The sequence below is a fragment of the Pedobacter rhodius genome, assembly GCF_027213645.1.
In the GTDB taxonomy this organism is placed as follows: Bacteria; Bacteroidota; Bacteroidia; order Sphingobacteriales; family Sphingobacteriaceae; genus Pedobacter; species Pedobacter rhodius.
Window position 1 is genome coordinate 1,035,743 of record NZ_JAPWGL010000002.1, and the last position, 18,250, is coordinate 1,053,992.

17 protein-coding genes are annotated in these 18,250 nt (G+C 35.5%); 11 read left to right on the plus strand and 6 right to left on the minus strand.

Annotation, left to right across the window (positions count from 1 at the left end; genetic code table 11):
- Positions 1-2,466: a heme lyase CcmF/NrfE family subunit gene (locus O0931_RS09770; protein WP_269415373.1), complete on the minus strand. Its 2,466-nt coding sequence runs from the start codon at positions 2,464-2,466 to the stop codon at positions 1-3.
- A 3-nt stretch (positions 2,467-2,469) separates the two neighbouring features.
- Positions 2,470-2,904: a cytochrome c maturation protein CcmE domain-containing protein gene (locus O0931_RS09775; RefSeq protein ID WP_269415374.1), complete on the minus strand. Its 435-nt coding sequence runs from the start codon at positions 2,902-2,904 to the stop codon at positions 2,470-2,472.
- Between the two features lie 262 nt (positions 2,905-3,166).
- Here O0931_RS09775 and O0931_RS09780 point away from each other — a divergent pair, with 262 nt between their 5' ends.
- The 3 genes from O0931_RS09780 (at position 3,167) to O0931_RS09790 (ending at position 7,366) form a co-directional block, all read left to right on the plus strand.
- On the plus strand, positions 3,167-3,847 hold the full coding sequence (locus tag O0931_RS09780) for a hypothetical protein (RefSeq protein ID WP_269415375.1): 681 nt from the start codon (positions 3,167-3,169) through the stop codon (positions 3,845-3,847).
- Between the two features lies 1 nt (position 3,848).
- Entirely contained in the window at positions 3,849-5,924 is a 2,076-nt protein-coding gene (locus O0931_RS09785) for a hypothetical protein (RefSeq protein WP_269415376.1), read from the plus strand.
- Between the two features lie 122 nt (positions 5,925-6,046).
- Positions 6,047-7,366 carry a hypothetical protein gene (locus tag O0931_RS09790; RefSeq protein ID WP_269415377.1) on the plus strand — a complete coding sequence of 440 codons (1,320 nt, stop codon included), beginning with the start codon at positions 6,047-6,049 and terminating at the stop codon, positions 7,364-7,366.
- Between the two features lie 183 nt (positions 7,367-7,549).
- Here the strand turns inward: O0931_RS09790 and O0931_RS09795 are convergent, their stop codons facing one another.
- From O0931_RS09795 to O0931_RS09810, 4 genes are all read right to left on the minus strand, one after another.
- Positions 7,550-8,971 carry a Glu/Leu/Phe/Val family dehydrogenase gene (locus tag O0931_RS09795; protein ID WP_269415378.1) on the minus strand — a complete coding sequence of 474 codons (1,422 nt, stop codon included), beginning with the start codon at positions 8,969-8,971 and terminating at the stop codon, positions 7,550-7,552.
- 133 nt (positions 8,972-9,104) lie between these two features.
- Complete coding sequence (locus O0931_RS09800) at positions 9,105-9,323, minus strand: CcmD family protein (RefSeq protein WP_269415379.1); 219 nt, start codon at positions 9,321-9,323, stop codon at positions 9,105-9,107.
- A 103-nt stretch (positions 9,324-9,426) separates the two neighbouring features.
- Entirely contained in the window at positions 9,427-10,089 is a 663-nt protein-coding gene (gene ccsA / locus O0931_RS09805; protein WP_269415380.1) for a cytochrome c biogenesis protein CcsA, read from the minus strand.
- A 70-nt stretch (positions 10,090-10,159) separates the two neighbouring features.
- Positions 10,160-10,831: a heme exporter protein CcmB gene (locus O0931_RS09810; protein ID WP_269415381.1), complete on the minus strand. Its 672-nt coding sequence runs from the start codon at positions 10,829-10,831 to the stop codon at positions 10,160-10,162.
- 196 nt (positions 10,832-11,027) lie between these two features.
- On the opposite strand from O0931_RS09810, the gene O0931_RS09815 reads away from it, so the two are divergent.
- The 8 genes from O0931_RS09815 (at position 11,028) to O0931_RS09850 (ending at position 18,246) form a co-directional block, all read left to right on the plus strand.
- Entirely contained in the window at positions 11,028-11,513 is a 486-nt protein-coding gene (locus O0931_RS09815) for a methylated-DNA--[protein]-cysteine S-methyltransferase (RefSeq protein ID WP_269415382.1), read from the plus strand.
- A 1-nt stretch (position 11,514) separates the two neighbouring features.
- On the plus strand, positions 11,515-11,904 hold the full coding sequence (locus O0931_RS09820; protein ID WP_269415383.1) for a cupin domain-containing protein: 390 nt from the start codon (positions 11,515-11,517) through the stop codon (positions 11,902-11,904).
- Positions 11,905-11,975: 71 nt separating this feature from the next.
- Entirely contained in the window at positions 11,976-12,329 is a 354-nt protein-coding gene (locus O0931_RS09825) for an S-adenosylmethionine decarboxylase family protein (RefSeq protein WP_269415384.1), read from the plus strand.
- A complete protein-coding gene (locus tag O0931_RS09830; RefSeq protein WP_269415385.1) occupies positions 12,329-13,645 on the plus strand; it encodes a DUF4178 domain-containing protein in 1,317 nt (438 codons plus the stop codon). The genes O0931_RS09825 and O0931_RS09830 overlap by 1 nt, the downstream gene beginning before the upstream one ends.
- A 182-nt stretch (positions 13,646-13,827) precedes the next feature.
- The gene (locus tag O0931_RS09835) at positions 13,828-14,052 is read left to right on the plus strand and encodes a DUF350 domain-containing protein (protein WP_269415386.1); all 225 of its coding nucleotides are present in this window, start codon (positions 13,828-13,830) and stop codon (positions 14,050-14,052) included.
- Between the two features lies 1 nt (position 14,053).
- Positions 14,054-15,565, plus strand: coding sequence for a polyamine aminopropyltransferase (locus tag O0931_RS09840; protein WP_269415387.1), 1,512 nt, complete (start codon positions 14,054-14,056; stop codon positions 15,563-15,565).
- On the plus strand, positions 15,543-17,195 hold the full coding sequence (locus O0931_RS09845) for an FAD-dependent oxidoreductase (protein WP_269415388.1): 1,653 nt from the start codon (positions 15,543-15,545) through the stop codon (positions 17,193-17,195). The genes O0931_RS09840 and O0931_RS09845 overlap by 23 nt, the downstream gene beginning before the upstream one ends.
- Positions 17,182-18,246: a hypothetical protein gene (locus O0931_RS09850; protein WP_269415389.1), complete on the plus strand. Its 1,065-nt coding sequence runs from the start codon at positions 17,182-17,184 to the stop codon at positions 18,244-18,246. The genes O0931_RS09845 and O0931_RS09850 overlap by 14 nt, the downstream gene beginning before the upstream one ends.
- The last annotated feature ends 4 nt before the right edge of the window (positions 18,247-18,250 follow it).

Genomic DNA, 18,250 nt, shown 5'->3' on the forward strand with positions numbered 1-18,250 from the left:
CTATGCCGTTTTAGCTTCTTTTCGTCTTCTAAAAATCGACAATAAGAAACCAATAACCATTATAATTGTACCGGCCCAGTAAAGGTTAATGTAAGGGAATTCAATCGCTTTAAATACAACCCAATCTTTAGCCTGTTGCGGTTTTTCAAAAATCTGCAATTCTACTTTTTTCTCATCAGGTAACACCCTTGAGAAACGGAATTTTAAATCCAGTTCATCAAGCTTACGTGCAAAATCGAAGGTATTATTTCCTTTAATTAAAAAGATTGGTTCGGTATTGTAAATTTTACCACTTGCATTAATTTCTAATGGTAAGCCAACTGCAAAATCGCCTTTAGCTAAAGCTAAATCTTTAGCTTTTGGCTGATTATTCAGTGCCTTCACGGTTACAATACCACTTGAAGTATGAATGGTATCGCCTGCAGAAACCTTTACGATACGTGGTGCCTTATAATTTTCATCATCAGAATGCCCTTCGTGGTCATCATGCGAAGTTTTCTTAATTGCAGCACTCGTGATATGGGTATACACATCGTAAGTTAAATAATGTTTTGTATCAGGCGAAGCAATCAAACCCATTTTTTCATTATCCTGAACATGCGGGTGCAGGTTGAAATCTTCTTTCAGCTTACCTTCATCATTATAAACTTTAAAATTAAGTTCATAAATTGTATTAGGCGCTTCAGTAGTATCACTAACATATGTTACCGTATACTTACCCATTTTTTTAGGCTCGTTTTTGTATAACATGATGTTTTCACCCGGCTTTTCAGTCTTTTCGAAATCCTTAACAGGTATAAAATTATTGGTATTTATAGATAATGGCTTGTTTGTAGCCGCTGAAATCAGGGCACCTAAAATTAAGAATGCAAAACCGATATGTGCAATTGCAGAACCTGCTAATTTTGCCTTTCCACCAAATGCAGTGTATAATATAGTTGCATTAGATAAAATGGCAAACAAACAGCTGAAAGTGATTAAAATATACATGGTATTGGTATAGATACCTGCCACATATACCAAAGCACCTGTTAAAACAATTGCGAATAAAATAGCAGAAACTAAACTGCTGTAAAATTTACGGGGGTCGGTTCTTTTATATTTTAAATACTGTGAGAAACCCGAAATTAATGTAATTAAAACCGCAAATGGGGCCTGCCATTGGTTATAATATTTAACGGCATCAATAGGCGGAGAAAACTTGGTTCCAAAAGCCTTATTAAATACAGGAACAGACGTAGAAAATATCACCTGAATACAGGCCACGGTAACAACCAATGCGCCAATAAACATCCAGAATTCGCGGGAATACGTTTCTTCATCCTTAGTTGTAATCGGCAATTCTTTCCATCGTAAAACGATAAGTACAATAGCCATAACAGCAAATACAACGTTGTACAATATCAGGTGTCCGAACATACCCATATCGGTAAAGGAGTGCACTGAAGTATCACCTAAAATTCCGCTTCGGGTTAAGAAAGATGCATAAAGCACCAACAGGAAACTTAAGAAAACCAAGGCAATTGCCGTAAAGTAAGCATGACCTGTATTTTTATAGGCAATCATTACGTGTACTGCACCAATTAAGGTTAACCATGGAATTAGTGAGGCATTTTCAACCGGGTCCCAGGCCCAGAAACCACCAAAGTTTAAGGCCTCATAAGCCCAGAAAGAACCCATAATGATACCCGTTCCTAAAACCATAACCGCAAAAAGCGTCCATGGCATTGCAGGTTTAATCCACTCATTATATCGTTTTTGCCAAAGGGCAGCAATACCATAAGCGAAAGGCACTACCATACTTGCAAAACCTAAAAACAAGGTTGGTGGGTGAATAACCATCCAATAGTTTTGCAATAATGGATTTAAACCTCTGCCGTCAGTAATAAATTTTAGATAATTGGCAAAGTTTTCAGGATTAGCGAAAACTACTGGCGCCATCGATTTTAGATCGAGGGATTCCCTTAAAAGAATAAACGGAGAGCTTCCTATGCGTTCGCCAAAAATCTCAACCCCTAACATCATTGATGTTAAAAACACCTGCGAAAAGGCAACAACCGTCATTACCGGGCGTTCCCATGTTTTAGCTCTCCAAATTAAAAGGCCACCCAAAAATGATTGCCAGAAAGCCCATAACCAAAAACTTCCTTCTTGTCCTTCCCAAAAAGCAGAAACAATATAATAGATTGGAAGTTGTTTTGACGAATGCCAGTAAACGTAACTATACTCATTGTAGTGACCTAAAATGAGGTAAAATAAAGTTACACCAATACCTATAATACTTGCCCAGTTAACCAAAAATCCAATTCTACCAAGGTTTCTCCAGGATTTATCTTCTAAATTTTTCTCGCGACTGGCATAAAAGTATGCAATTGTTGAAAGTAACGATGCACTAAACGCCAACACAATGAAAAACTGTCCGATTTTACCCGGCAACAGGTTTTCGCCTATAAATTGAATATCCATTAATTAATTATATTTTTTCTCGCCGTACTTCCCTGCTTCATCAACCTTACCATCTTTATTGATTTCAACAAGGTTATCATTATATTTTGAAGGGCATTTCATTAAAATTTTCGACGCATAGAACTTGTCCTTATCCATTTTACCGATTAGAACCAGCTTTTCAGACTTTTCAAAATCCTGAGGTTTTGTACCACTATAAATCACTTCACGAATTACGCCTTTTTCATCCTTCATATAAAAAGAGAAATGATTGGCATCTTTAACTGCATCATAATAGGTACCTTGAGATTTATCCCAATAGCCCATCACGTGCTCTTCTTTATCAGAGCTTGCAGCTTCGCTGAAATTAGAATAGGTATCTGTATTGGCATTTAAGCTAAATAAGATTCCAACAGAAATCGCAATGGTAATTAATCCGATTATTGCACTTTTTTTCATTTTAATGTATTGTTCTAAAAGCCGGCAACAAAGATAGAAAAATAGGCTTAGCGAACATTCTTTTACATTTTTCTTGTCTTTATATTGACAATTAGCTGATAGATTTAAGCTTATAAAAATACTTTAAATGTTTATTTATAATTGTTCTAAATATATTGTGAATTATCAGGCAACTATAAACAAAAGTTAAAAGTTTAATTATTAAGTTTGAGGCATCAGATAATAATTCCTTGTACAATTTTGATAACTTAAATCGGATAAAATGAACCCTAAACAGTTCTACAAACTTTTACTATTTATTTTTTTAATACCAATGCTAAGTTCTTGCTTCGAGGTAATTGAAGAAATTACCATGCGCAACAATGGAACTGGCGACGTTATTTTAACAATAAACCTAAGCCAGAGCAAAACTAAAGTAGCATCTGTTATGCTTCTGGACAGTGTTCAAGGTTATAAAGTACCCAGTAAACAAAAAATTCAGCAGGAGTTGGGTGAAGCTGTAGCTTATCTCAAAAAATCGGAAGGGATTTCGAATGTAAAAAGTACAAGCGATTTTAATAACTATATCGCCACCATTAGTTTTACTTTCAAAGATGTCTCAAATATTAACAACATCACAAAAAACATCTTGGCACAGCAGAAAATAAAGGCTGCGAACACTTCATCTTACAGTTTTAATAAAGCAACGAAAACTTTTACCAGAAAATACCAGGCTGTGGCCACCGCGAAAACAGAATTCAATAAACTAAAAAGTAAGGATAAGGCGGTTTTCAACGGTGCAAACTATACCAGCATTTATCGTTTCGAATCTCCTGTAATAAGTACAACAAATTCAGCATCCAATCTGTCAAAATCTAAAAAAGCCGTGATGCTGAAAAGCAGCATTATGGATTTAATAAATGGAAAAATTAACGTTTCCAATCAAATACAGCTATCTAAATAACATGAAGAAAATTCTAATTGCAATCCCCCTCCTATTTCTCGCCAAGCTAAATTACGCTCAGGATTTGGTTAAGAAAATTCCGGCAAATGCTTTCACGGTTGCCACTATAAAAGGTGATAATGTTTTCAAACTAATGTTTGTAAAAGATTTTAACGAGTCTTTTGTAGGCAAAAAGCTATTAACAGAGACCTCTAAATCACTTGATAAAAACTTTACCAGCATTGAAGATTTTGGGATAAACCTGGAAAATAATATGTACTATTTTAATCAGTTGAGCGATAGTATAACTTACAACTGCTTTCTTATTCCAATAAAAGATGCCACAAAATTTGAAAACCTGGTTAACGATAAAGATAAAAAAATTAGAACTGATGGCGATGTGAAAACGATGATTTTGCCTGATAGTACTGGCCTCATCAAATGGAATAACCGCATGATGTATTTCGTTACCGGTAGCATCAGAAGTTCTTTTTTTGCCGATTCTGCGAAATCTGCAAAGTATGGAATTAAGGAAATCAGGTATCAAAATAATTATGATGAGACCGCAATGGTTGATGGCGTTGCAACTGTTACAACAGATTCTGCTATGGTCAGTACAGCCGAGCCCATGGTGGAAGTTATTGCTCCGCCCGCCGCTGAGGGCTGGACGGTTTATCCGCCAATAAATAAGCAAACAATTAATAAAAGCAAGGCTGGTACAAAAAAAAATCCGAAAAAGAAAGCTGCGAAAAAAAGTACAGCGAAGAAAAAATCTGCTGTTAAACCTAAAAAAACAACACGTACACGGAAATCAGACATTAATGTTCCTGCCGATGATAATTTTACAACGACCGGCAGTGAGGCTGATAGCGTTGCCACAGCAATAAGTGCCGACGACCAATACGATGAATATCAAAAAGAAAGAGCAGAACAAGATGCCAGGAAAAAGCAATTAGCTTTTGTGTGGATGAGCGCCCAGGCCGATAAAATTTTCAATTCAAATTACGAATCTATTGAAAATAACAAATCTTATTCAGCGAGTTTAGACAACAAAGCCATTGCTGAACTTTGGGTTTCCAGTATACAAGATGCATATAACTCAATTGCACCAGAATTTGGCACTTATGGAAGGTCAGGGATTTTAAAAGGTTATGGCAGTTTAAATGCGAAACTTTATATGGATAAAACCAGTTTCCGCATTTCTACAGGTTTAGAACTGGCTAAAGAACAAGCCGATGCTTACAAGAAAATAATGAACAGGAAATTAAATAAGAAATTCCTGAAATATGTAAACAGCGACAAAGCAATTGGCTTTATGGGTTATTCTATCGATACCAAGGCCTATCTGGAAGAATTTCCGAAACTGATGAAGCAAACTTACGGCTCGTTTCTTGGAAAAAACATGGAAGAGGAAATTGAATTAGGTACGGATTTATTCTCGCTTTTATTAGATGAAGAGGCTGTAAGCCAAGTTATTAAAGGCGATGCTTTATTTGTAATTAATGGTTTAAGTACAAAAGATGTTACTTATACCACTTACGATTATGATGATGATTACAACAGAAAGGAAGTAACCAAAACCAAAAAAGAAACCTTGCCCGATTTCTTATTTATGTTTTCTTCGGAAGATAATCGCCTGATGAATAAATTGATTAAATACGGCATAAATAAAAATTATGTTACTGTAAACGATAACATTTATAAAATTGAAGAGAAGAAAAGTCCGGTTGATATTTACTTTATGATAAAAGATGGTATTGTGTTTTTTGGTAATTCTTTTGCCGAATTGCAAAGCATCAGTAACAATAGTTTTAATTCAGCAATTAGCAAAACACATAAAAACCTGCTGGCCAAAAATAACTTCAGCTTTTTATTTAATGCAAAAAATTTAGTGGGCAAAGTACCCACTGAAGAAATTGGTGGTGAAGAAACGGCAAAGAAGTTTAATGAAACCTTGGGTAAAATGGGCAATGTTTACATGAAATCAAATCCAGTTAAGGGGAATGTGGTTTCCGCTGATATCAGTGCTGAAATTCCAAACGGGCATGAAAATGCGTTAAAGTATTTGTTCTCGTTGATTGAAAATGCAGCTAAATAACAATGCCACGGAAACACAGAAATCACTGAATAAAAAGAAAAAAATTCTATGGTCATCCGTGTTTCCGTGGCAAAATCTTTTATTGGAATAAGCTCATGAAGAAATTTTTAAAAATAACAGCAGTGATACTACTATCACTGCTTATTTTTTTCGCAGGAACTTTTAAATACAGGCAATACCGTGCAAACCAGGTTTCAATTCCGAAGAATACCAATTCCATAATAAAAGTTGGTATTGATGATATTTATAAAAGCCTTGTTGGTAATATGATTTCTAATCCTGGTTTTTATTTTAAATCTGATTTAAAAAAAGATGCGAAATCAAAGTTTGATGGTCTTGAACATGGCTTAAAAATCCCCGCAAGTATCTATTTATACACCATTCAAAACCAACCAAAAACAGCATTATTTTCGCGACTGGAAATAAAAAACCTCAACACATTCGAGAATTTTCTGAGAAATGTACTTCAATTTAAAATCGAGAAGAAATCAGAGGGTTTGAATTGTGCAAAATCAAAGCCCGGAAATATTGCGATTTACTATAACAGTAAGCACGCTGCATTTGTTGTATCAAATGAATCCGCAGATTTTGAATTGATACTGACTGATATTTTGAATCAGAAGAACTTTATAGAATTGAATAAAAGCAATTTTAATGCAGTTAAAAAATCGACTGATCACCTTGCTATGTCAGATGGCGAACACTTTGCCGTTTTAAATTTCGACAACGGAAAGATTAACTTTAATGACGAGTTCTTTTCTAAAATAATTATTCCTGCTGAAAAACCCTTGTATAGGCAAATCAGTAACCAAAGCGCAATTAGTTTCTGGCTAAACGCAGATTTCAGAGCGATGCCAAAGCGGACATTAAAACTTAAAAATCTAAGCTTGGAGCGAGATAGTTTAATTAGGTATTATAAAGGATATGCTGATTTCGAATGGATAAATACCGTTCAGCAAACTGATTCTGTAATTACTTATGATTATAATGATGATTTTGAAAAAGTTGAAAAAGTAGCGCTGCAAAAAAGGGAAATACCAAATATTGTTGTTAATGTTTCTGCTGATGCCAGGGGTTTGAAAAACTACTTAAACCGTAAGAACATTATCAATTTGGACAGCAACGTTATTAATAAATCGGTATTTCCTTTGTATAATGTTTTTGTTGGCGGTGATGATAAACAGCTTATTTTAAGTACCGGTAAATACCATAAATTCGATACAACTAAAGTGGCTACCAGGGATTTCTTTTCCTTAAACGTTAATTTTGAGCGGTTGAATAAACAAATTACATTACCCATTTTAACGCGATATTTCAGCAGTTTAACCTTTCTTGAAATTAAGGGCAAAGCGATTGGCAACGGAAAAATAAGCATGAATGGAAAGCTGGAAATGAAGAATAAAGATATCAATTCATTGTATCAGTTATTTAAAGGTTTGTAAAATTCGTTTTCTAAAGAAATTTGCCAGCAAAAATCTATAAGGCTTAAAAAGATTGGAACGAAAGCCGACTGAATTTCCACTGCAATGTACATAACCGTACTTTTCCAAAATAAAAAACCTTACAGATGTATACATCTGTAAGGTTTTTTCGCTTTAAGCTTTGGTCTTTAAGCTTTCAGCTAATTAAGGCCAAACGCCTAAATTCATATAGGAAACTGCAATTTTATCGATTGAATTCACAAAAGCTGCAGTTCTCAAAGTTTGAGTACCCGGTTTATTTTTCAATGTTTCGCGGATTTCATGGTAAGAGTGGATCATGGTATCTTCCAAACCGGAGTTTACCAATTCCATTTCTGAGGCACCTTTAACAATCATTAGGCGATGTTCAGGAAGAATAGTTTTACCCGTTAAATTTTCCAAGGTAGCGATCAAATTTGCATTTGAATTAGCCGCATAACGATTTTCCATACGACCAAAAGCAACGTGCGAAAGATTTTTCAACCATTCAAAGTAAGAAACCGTAACACCACCGGCATTACAATACATATCCGGAATAATGATACCACCCATTTCGGTAAAGATGGCTTCCGCCTCCGGCGTAGTTGGCCCGTTTGCACCCTCAGCAATAATTTTTGCTTTAATGTTACGGATATTAAGTTCAGTAAACTGGTTTTCTAAAGCTGCAGGAACAATGATATCGCAATCCTGCTCCAGGCCTTCCATTGAGTTTTTGAAGTCAGTAGCACCTGGGAAACCTAAAATTGAACCGGTATTTTTGCGGTGGGCAAAAACCTCATCAACATTTAAACCATTAGGATTATAAATTGCACCTTCATATTCGCACAAACCAACAATCGTTGCACCAAATTCAGCCAGGAATTTAGCAGAGTGGTAACCTACATTACCCAACCCCTGAACAATCACCCTTTTATCTCCTAAACCAGCCTTAAAACCGATTTTAGCCATATCTTCAGCAACATCTACGCATTCACGAACGGCATACGCAACTCCACGACCGGTAGCTTCCTTACGTCCGCGGATACCGTGTAAAGCGATCGGCTTACCCGTTACGCAACCTAAAGCATCCAGCTGACCCGGATTCATGGTCATATAAGTATCTGCAATCCAGCTCATTTCGCGTTCACCTGAACCATAATCCGGTGCAGGAACGTCGATACCAGGACCGATAAAGTTTTTCTTAATTAATTCTGTAGTATAACGGCGGGTGATGGTTTCTAACTCGGCAACGCTATATTGTTTGGTGTTAATTTTGATACCACCTTTTGCACCGCCAAAGGGAACATTTACGATGGCACATTTGTATGTCATCAGAGCTGCAAGCGCCATAACCTCATCTTCGTTAACCATTTCGCTGTAACGAATACCACCTTTGGTTGGGCTCATGTGATGCGAGTGTTCTACACGCCACGCATCAATTACTTCGAAACCGTTTCCACGACGAATAGGAAATTGGAAACGATACACACTGTTACACGCTTTAATCTGGTTCAATAAACCTTCCGGATGATTGGTGAATTGAGCCGCACTGTCAAAGTTCTTGCATACATCAGCAAAAAACTTGTTCTCGTCTGCTAGATTAGCCATTATTTATTTTTTATGAATTAAGTATGGCGCAAAATTGCCTAAAAAAACCGCATATATCCAAATGAAAAAATACTTAGTGTAAAGCCAACACCTATCAATTTTAACAGGAAAAATAGGTTTAAACTGTTTAAACTTAGTTTTTAGGAAAGTTTTCTTTTTCGATTTTTTTTAATCTTTTATCGATCGAGAAAAGGTAAGCCAGCAAACCAAACAAAATGATGACTATACACAGCACAACAACGTAAATTTTACCATCGCTGCGCAACTTATCGGCCATTTCTACACCGTTATCCTGAGCAAATAATTGAACGGTGGCAAGCGTTAATAGTAGTGAAAATAATATCTTTTTCATTTTGTTTTTATTGTAATGTTTGAAAGTTGTATGTTCGAATGATAAAGTACAAAGTGTAAAGATTCTGCAAATTGCCTTTAATCATATACCCTCGCGCCTTAATCTAATTTGCTTGTTGTTTAACTTCTATTGAGCGTATTCTGAAACGGATGGTATAAACCCAGTAACCGATTAAAATCCAGCCCAAACATGCCGGGTAAAACACCATGCGCATGCGGCTATCTAAATCGTAACTGTTGAAGCCCGGGTTACCGCCATTGCCTGGGTGTAAAGAATCTTTTAACCGTGGTAAAACGAAGAGTAAAACCACCATCATCGGAAAAGCGAAAATGTTATAAATGGCCGAAATTTTGGCTCTTTTTTGTTCCTCATCTATCGCATTTCGAAGAATTAAATATGCAAAATAGAGTAAAACGGAAATGGCAGCGAAGTTTTGTTTCGGATCGAAACTCCAGAACTGCCCCCAGGTATATTTTGCCCAGATGGCTCCGGTTACCAAGCCCAGCAAGCCAAAAATAATGCCTGCATTTACGCTTTCTACGGCTTTGATATCATCAATTTCACTTTTAGAGCTTAAGGATTTAACGCTGTAAAAAACAGAAATCGAAAACAATACAATCATGGCAAACCACATCGGAACATGAAAATATAAATTCCGGATTGATTCATTTAAAATAGGTAAACGAGGCACGCCAAGCAATAAACCTGCAATTGCGGTATAAATGACCAGCACTGAACCTAAAATTTTCCACCAAACTTTATTCATATATATTAATTTTGAATGAGCGAATCAAGGATTGTTTTCCATTCCATCATCCATTTTACATTTTCTATTTTTAATCCCGCCAAAGGTAAGGAAATAACAATAAAGAGGTTGCTACCGTGAGTACATTTACAACCAGCAGCATTCCGATTTCATCGTAACTATTCTCCCAAGGCAAGCCGTCAACAGCATTTTTGGCCAATTTTATTAAAAGTATAAGTACCGGAATGATGATTGGAAAACTTAAAATCGCCATTAACATCCCGCCGTTCCCGGCTTTACTCGCGATGGCCGAAACCATGGTAAAAACCGTTGAAAAACTGATGCTTCCTAACACCACAGCAACGTAATACAATAGTAAATCGGGTGGTGTATAGTCATTGAAAACCAATGTATAGAAACACAGTGCCACAGTGGTAAGGACCAGCATCAATAAGGTGTTATAAATTGTTTTCGAAATGAGTACCGCAGCAGGGCTGGCTAATAAATAGCTGTATAGTTGTTGCCCTTTGGTTTCTTGGAGAAAGCTTTTAGACACACCGTTGATTGATGCGAAAAGCATGATAATCCAGAAGAGTGCATTCCAGGTTAATCTTTCCCGCTCACTCAGACTTACAAAAGAAAGATAACAGGTAAAAATCGTTGAAACCACATATAACAATACACCATTGATGGTATATTTGGAGCGCCACTCTAACAGTACTTCCTTGTGGATTAAATATTTAACCTCTCTGGCCAGTTGCATAACCGCAAAGATACTTTTATTGATAAATATTGCGAGGGTAAATTGTTGGATTGTTGTAATATTGCAATCAGATTTACGATTTTAGAATTACAATTTTAGATTTAAACTTCCACAGAAAATAATTTTAAGCCGCAGATTCGCAGATTATTTTTTATTATTGGATTAGGTTATCAAATACAAAATCTGTGGCTTACCAATGGAAAATCACTATGCATCAATCATCGAATCGCCTGTTGGCAAAATAACCATCCTTGCCGATGATGACTTTGTGTATGCCGTTACTTTTGCCGAGCAAGATATAGATGGATTAACGGAAAACGAACTGACCAAAAATGTCTCCAAGCAATTACAAGACTATTTCAATGGCAACTTAAAAAATTTCAACTTCCCGATTAAACAGAAAGGCACCGAATTTCAGCAAGCTGTTTGGCAAAACTTATTATCCATTCCTTACGGAGAAACAATTTCTTATGCCAAATTTTCATCACATAACCCTTTGGCCATTCGAGCAATTGCTGCAGCAAACGGAAAGAACAATATTGCAATAGCGGTGCCATGCCACAGGGTAATTGGCAGCAATGGCAAACTGGTTGGATATGCGGGTGGCCTGTGGCGAAAACAGTGGTTATTGCAACACGAACGGGAAATTGCCCAAAAAGGACAAACAGAATTAAAATTTTAGCATGAATACACCATCAGATAAAGCCGATACCACAAATTACTTAAAAGCCATTCGCTTAATTAATATCGAAGATGGCAAATGCGACTTTGAAACAGGAAGTATTCCCATCAGACAGCATATTAAAGCCAATTATTTTTTCGCTCAAACAGACATTTCCCTGCAAAAAACTCCACATGCTGCGCCACGGCGACAGTTTGTTATCACCATTAAAGGCAAATTGAAGTTTACAGTAACCAGCGGAAAAACTTTTATTCTGGAACCGGGAATAATTTTAATCGCCAATGATACGCTGGGCGATGGGCACACCTGGGAAATTTTGGATGGTATTGAATGGGAACGGATTTACATCCCTTTGGAAGGCGATGCTGATGATTGTTTTGTTGCTGATTAATTAAAAAATTATTTTTATAAGTTTTTTGCAGGTTAAAAAAATTTATAATTTTGATTATACTAAACGCTCAAATGAACTATAATCCAGGGTTACATATTTTATCAGAATTTAAATCTGATAACACCGAACAACTCTCTTCTTTTGATGATTGTAAAAATCTCTTCAATAAATTAATAACTGAAAACGGTTTGGAAAAAGTTGGCGAAGTTTATCACGATTTCCCAAATGGCGGCTTCACGGCAGTAATTTGTCTGACAGAATCTCATTTATCAATACATACCTGGCCCGAATTTAATCTGGCAACATTTGATATTTTTTTATCGAATTACCAAAAAGATAATACTCAAAAAGTTAAAGTAATCTATCAATCAGTGCTAAGTTTTTTTGACGGTAAAGAATTAAAGAAAACTGAAATTGTTCGCTGATGGATAAACCAACAAAATCATTTTTCAAATTATCAGAAACTATTGATTGTCCTGTTTGCAAACAAAGTATTATTCTATATGATTTGCCAAAAAGCGAGTACACAGTATGTACTTTTTGTTTTTCATACCTGCACATTATTGCAAAAGGTTTTTCGCGTTTAAATAAGCAACTCAGTAAACCTGAAAAAACCCCTCTACTAAAACTTGGCAGCACGGCCAACATCCACAATACTGATTTTAAAGTAATTGCTTACCTCGAAAAAAGAGAGGTTGGAACAATTTATCATTGGCGTGAATATATATTAACAAGTATAGATAAAGGATATATTACTTTATCAGAATTTGATGGCCATTGGAACTTAATTGGTGGCAAAGATTTTATTGCCGACTATCAAGACCCGATTTCATACGGAACGAGTTTGGGCTATAAGGATGTTGAATATGCACTCTTCAATAAATACACGCCCATTGTAACGGCCATGCTTGGCGAAGTTGACTGGGATGTCGTTAATGAGAAGGTAAAAGCGATGGAATATATTGCGCCGCCATACATGGTTGTTGCAGAAGAAACGTCTAACGGTAAAAGGATTAAAGATTATTACATTGCCGAATATCTGGAGCCGGCAATTATTGCAGAAACATTCAGCATTGACAAAAAATTAATACCAGAAAGAATTGGAATTGGCGCGAACCAGCCATCTAAACACTATGACAGATGGACTTCATCATTACAAATAACAGGAATAGCCATTGTACTCGTTCTCCTGATACACTTATTACTCGGAATAGTAAAACCTGAAAAAGAACTTTTAAATGATGATTTCTTAATTAGTCACAATAATACACAAGATGTTAATGAATTTAAATCATTTGTTACGCCTGCCTTTACTATAGATGATGAATCATCTAACATATCATTTGAAATTGCATCTGCCGTTGATAACAATTGGCTCGAAACAACAATAGTTTTGGTTAACGAAAGTGATAACCGAACTTGGGAAGTAAGTAAAAGTATTGAATATTACCATGGCTATGAAGAAGGCGAGAGTTGGAGCGAAGGTTCAACAAAAGAATCTATTCTTTTATCAGAAATACCCAAAGGGAAATATCATTTAAACGTTTATCCTTCATCAGGAGATATAGATAGAAACAACCTTTATATTAAAGCCACAAGTAATGTTACTATGTGGCGTAATACCCTTATCACAATATTTCTTCTGTGTATTTACCCTGCTGTTTGCTGGTACATGATGAGAAATTTTGAAAAAAACAGATGGAATAATAGCGACTATTCACCTTTTGTAAATGAAGAATAAATGAATCTAAAACCCATTAAATATTATCTTTTAGCTATTCTAATCCTAATCGGTTTTTATAGCTATAGTGGCTTAACAGGCTTAGCCTTTTACAAAGATGATGTTGAAAAAAATACAGAGTTTACCGGAAATAAATCTAACTCTGGTCACATAAATAGATTTTATCATAAATAGAAAACAGTATGAGTTTAAATGAATTAATCAACATGAAGTACATTATTGCATCTTTGGTTTATTCCATTATCGGAATAATTGTACTTTTTCTAGCGTTCTGGATTATAGAAAAAATTACGCCAGAAAATATTTGGAAAGAAATTTTAGAAAAGCAAAACATGGCTTTAGCGGTGGTTTTTGCAGCATTTATTATTGCAATAGCGCTTATTATTAGCTCTGCCATACACAGTTAGCATGAATAAAAAGCTACCGGCACTTTTATTAATTTCTGTATTTGTTGTAGCAACCTGCGGCTTAATCTACGAGTTAATTGCAGGCACACTTGCCAGTTATTTACTTGGTGACTCAGTAACACAATTTTCTACAATAATTGGCGTATACCTTTTCTCAATGGGTATAGGCTCCTGGATTTCAAAGTATTTCGAAAAAAATATTCTTTCCTGGTTCATCCAAATTGAAATTTTGGTTGGTTTGATAGGGGGTTTCAGCTCAACAGTTCTATTCTTGGTTTTTGAAAGCATCGCATCATTTCGGATTGTACTCTATGGTTTTGTAAGTCTTACCGGCATTCTTGTTGGATTAGAAATCCCATTACTGATGCGAATTTTGAAAGACCGATATGAGTTTAGAGATTTAGTTTCAAAAGTTTTTACATTCGACTATATCGGTGCTCTGCTAGCTTCTTTAATTTTCCCGCTTTTACTAATTCCGCATTTGGGCCTGGTAAAAACAGCGTTTATGTTTGGCGTGCTAAATGTCGTTGTAGCGCTAATCGTTTGTGTCAGTTTCAAAAAAGAAATTAGAGCCTCCAAATACCTGCAGAGCGCCTCCATGTTGAGTATAATTACGCTACTTATTGGCTTTGTTTATGCAGATAAAATAACAAGTTTTTCAGAAAGCCAAACTTATAGCGATACCATTATTTATTCCAAGAGTACGCTTTATCAGCGAATAATTCTAACTAAGAAAAATAAGGTTTTAAGACTTTTCTTGAATGGGAATTTGCAGTTCAGTTCTGATGATGAATACCGATACCATGAAGCTTTAGTTCATCCAGGACTTCAGGCATTGCCTTTTGCCAAACGTGTTTTGGTGATGGGCGGTGGCGATGGACTTGCAGTACGAGAAATTCTTAAATATCAGAATATCGATTCTGTAACCTTAGTTGACTTGGATAAAGGCATGACCAGCCTTTTTCAGTCAAACAAAATACTTTTGGATATCAACAAAAACTCATTATTATCTCCAAAAGTAAAAGTTATTAACGCTGATGCCTTTAGCTGGATTAAGGCTCAGCAAAAAAAGTTTGATTTTATTGTAATCGATTTTCCAGACCCGTCAAATTATGCCGTAGGAAAACTATACACAAATGCTTTTTATAAATTGGTTAAAGGCATTCTTGCACCAAAAGGATTGATGGTAGTGCAATCAACTTCACCCTATGTTGCACCAAAATCTTTCTGGACAGTTAATAAAACTTTAGAAAGTGTGGGATTAAAAACCATTCCATACCATAACTATGTTCCATCCTTCGGAGAATGGGGTTATATTTTAGCAACTGAACCTGAAAACCCATACAAAAAACCTCAAAATTATATTCCGGGACTAAAATTTGTTTCAAGGGAAAGTGTTAACCTAATGCTTTTTTTTCCAAAGGATATGGGTAAAGTAGAAACAGAAGTTAACAAATTAAACAACCAGATTCTGGTAAAATACTTTGAAGATGAGTGGGCAAACGTTTTATAAAGGTGACTTAACCACCTATTTAAAAAGGCGCTCTTTTTTACTGAGGGTTGGTTTAATTACAGGTGGGATTTTCCTAAATGGCTGTTTAAAGAAAATTAAATCTAAATACAACATTAAAGGAGCCCTGAATGGTCCTGACTCAAAAGCTGGTCATATATTACGTGATAAAATTAAGCTACCCAAACCTAGTAGTTCTAGAAAAGTAAAAACTTTAATTATTGGAAGTGGAATTTCCGGACTATCGGCCGCAAGGTGGCTCCAGAAAAATGGTGAAAAGGATTTCGAAATTCTCGAATTAGAAAACCATCCAGGTGGAAATTCACATTTTGGAACTAACAAAACTTCCTCCTACCCTTTAGGTGCCCATTATATTACAGTTGCCAACAATGATGACGATTTGCTTATTGATTTTTTAAAAGAAATAAATGTAATTACTCATTTCGAAAACAAAATCCCTTATTACAACGATTACTTTTTGACATTCGAGCCAGAAGAAAGGTTATTGATAAACGGTGAATGGCAAGATGGTTTAATTCCAGATTTTGGCGTACCAGCAAATGACAAACTGCAAATTAAAGATTTCCTGTATCTAGTAAGCAAGCTGAAAAATACGAAAGGCAGCGATGGAAAATTTTTGTTTAATATCCCCATAAGTTCTTCTTCCGCCGACAAGGATTACCGGGAGCTAGATAAAATTACATTCAAAGATTATCTCGAAGAAAAAGGATACACTTCAAAATATTTGCTTTGGTACTTAAATTATGCCTGTAAGGATGATTATGGGCAAAAGTTAGATAAAATATCTGCCTGGGCTGGATTGCATTACTTTGCATCTCGTAGAGGAGAAGCAGCAAACGCAGAACAAAATGCTATATTAACCTGGCCGGAAGGAAATGGCTGGATTATGAAACAACTTACAGGCAAACTTAAGGACCACATTAAAACATCAACAATGTGTTACGATATAAATCTGACTGCAAATGGAAATATGCTGGCAACAGTTTTTAATCCGGAAACTAATATTACCGAAAAGATTGAAACTGAAAAAATCATTTTATCATCACCTCAATATGTAAATAATCGCCTACTAAAAAACTTGCATAGACCAATTGAATACAGTTATTTCAGTTATTCACCATGGCTAATTGCAAATATTACCATTAATGAATTACCACAATCGAAAGGCAGAGGTTTGTGCTGGGATAACGTAGCCTACAATACGGCATCAGTTGGTTATGTAAATTCAGCGCAACAACACTTAAAAATTTCGGAGGATAAAAAAGTAATTACATATTACTTACCATTGTGCAACTTTGAACCGGCAGTGTCAAGGTTAGCAGCATATTCAAGGAATTATGAGCAATGGCTCGATATTGTTGTTCCTGAACTAGAAATTATACATCCAGGAATAACCCAGGCAATTGAAAACATAGATTTTTGGATATGGGGACACGGCATGATTGCGCCAACTAAAAACTTTATATGGAGTGAGAACCTGGAAAAGGCACGCACACCAATCGAGGAGAAAATTTTCTTTGCGCATAGTGATTTAAGTGGAATCTCTATCTTTGAGGAAGCTTTTCATCAGGGCATAAAAGCAGCAAAGCAAGTTTTAGATGCAAACAGATAAAGAAAATCAACCTTGGTTAAATTCCGCCCTAAATGATATTATTTTCATTTTATCACCTGCGTTTTTTTCCCTTTTGTTGGTGTTTATTTTCCCTGAAAAATTTCAAAATTCCAAAGATTTCCCACTGGCTTATTGGGTATTTTTAATCGTTTTTATCGATGTTGCTCATGTTTACAGTACACTTTACAGAACATATTTTAATACTGATAATTTAAGAAGACAAAGCGCATTACTAGTTACAATTCCAGTACTATGTTATATTACCGGTGTTATAATTTATCAATTTGATGGCCAATGGTTTTGGCGGTTACTGGCTTACTTAGCTGTTTATCATTTCATAAGGCAACAATACGGCTTTATGCGCCTGTATTCCAGAAATGAAAAATATAACGATTTATTAACGTCAATTGATAAAATCGCAATTTATACTGCAACATTATACCCACTAATTTTCTGGCACCTTAGTGGCACAAGAAATTTTAACTGGTTTATAGATGGTGATTTTTTAACATACAAAAATGAAAGTATCCTTAAAGCATCGGGCTTCACATATATTTTAATAATTGGAATTTATGCTTTTAAAGAATTGACAATTATTATTAGCGAAAGAAAGTTAAATATTCCCAGAAATTTAATTGTAATCGGAACGTTTCTATCCTGGTATTTTGGTATTATTTACTTCAATGGTGATATGGCTTTTACAACGCTCAATGTTATTTCACATGGTATTCCTTACATGGCGCTGATATGGTTCTTTGAGAAAAAGAAACTCAAAAAAAATGCGCTTAAAACCAGATTGATGAAACTGTGTTTTGGAAAGTTTGGAATATTTTATTTTATTACCATTCTGATTGCTTTTGCTTACCTCGAAGAAGGGCTTTGGGACGGTTTTATTTGGAAAGAGCATCAATCTGTTTTTAAACCTTTCTCATCATTACCCAAAGTAACAGGTAACGAGTTATTATCTTTATTAATACCGCTTTTAGCGCTACCGCAAGCTACTCATTATGTTCTCGATGGCTTTATTTGGAAAGCAAAAAACCAATTTTAAAAAA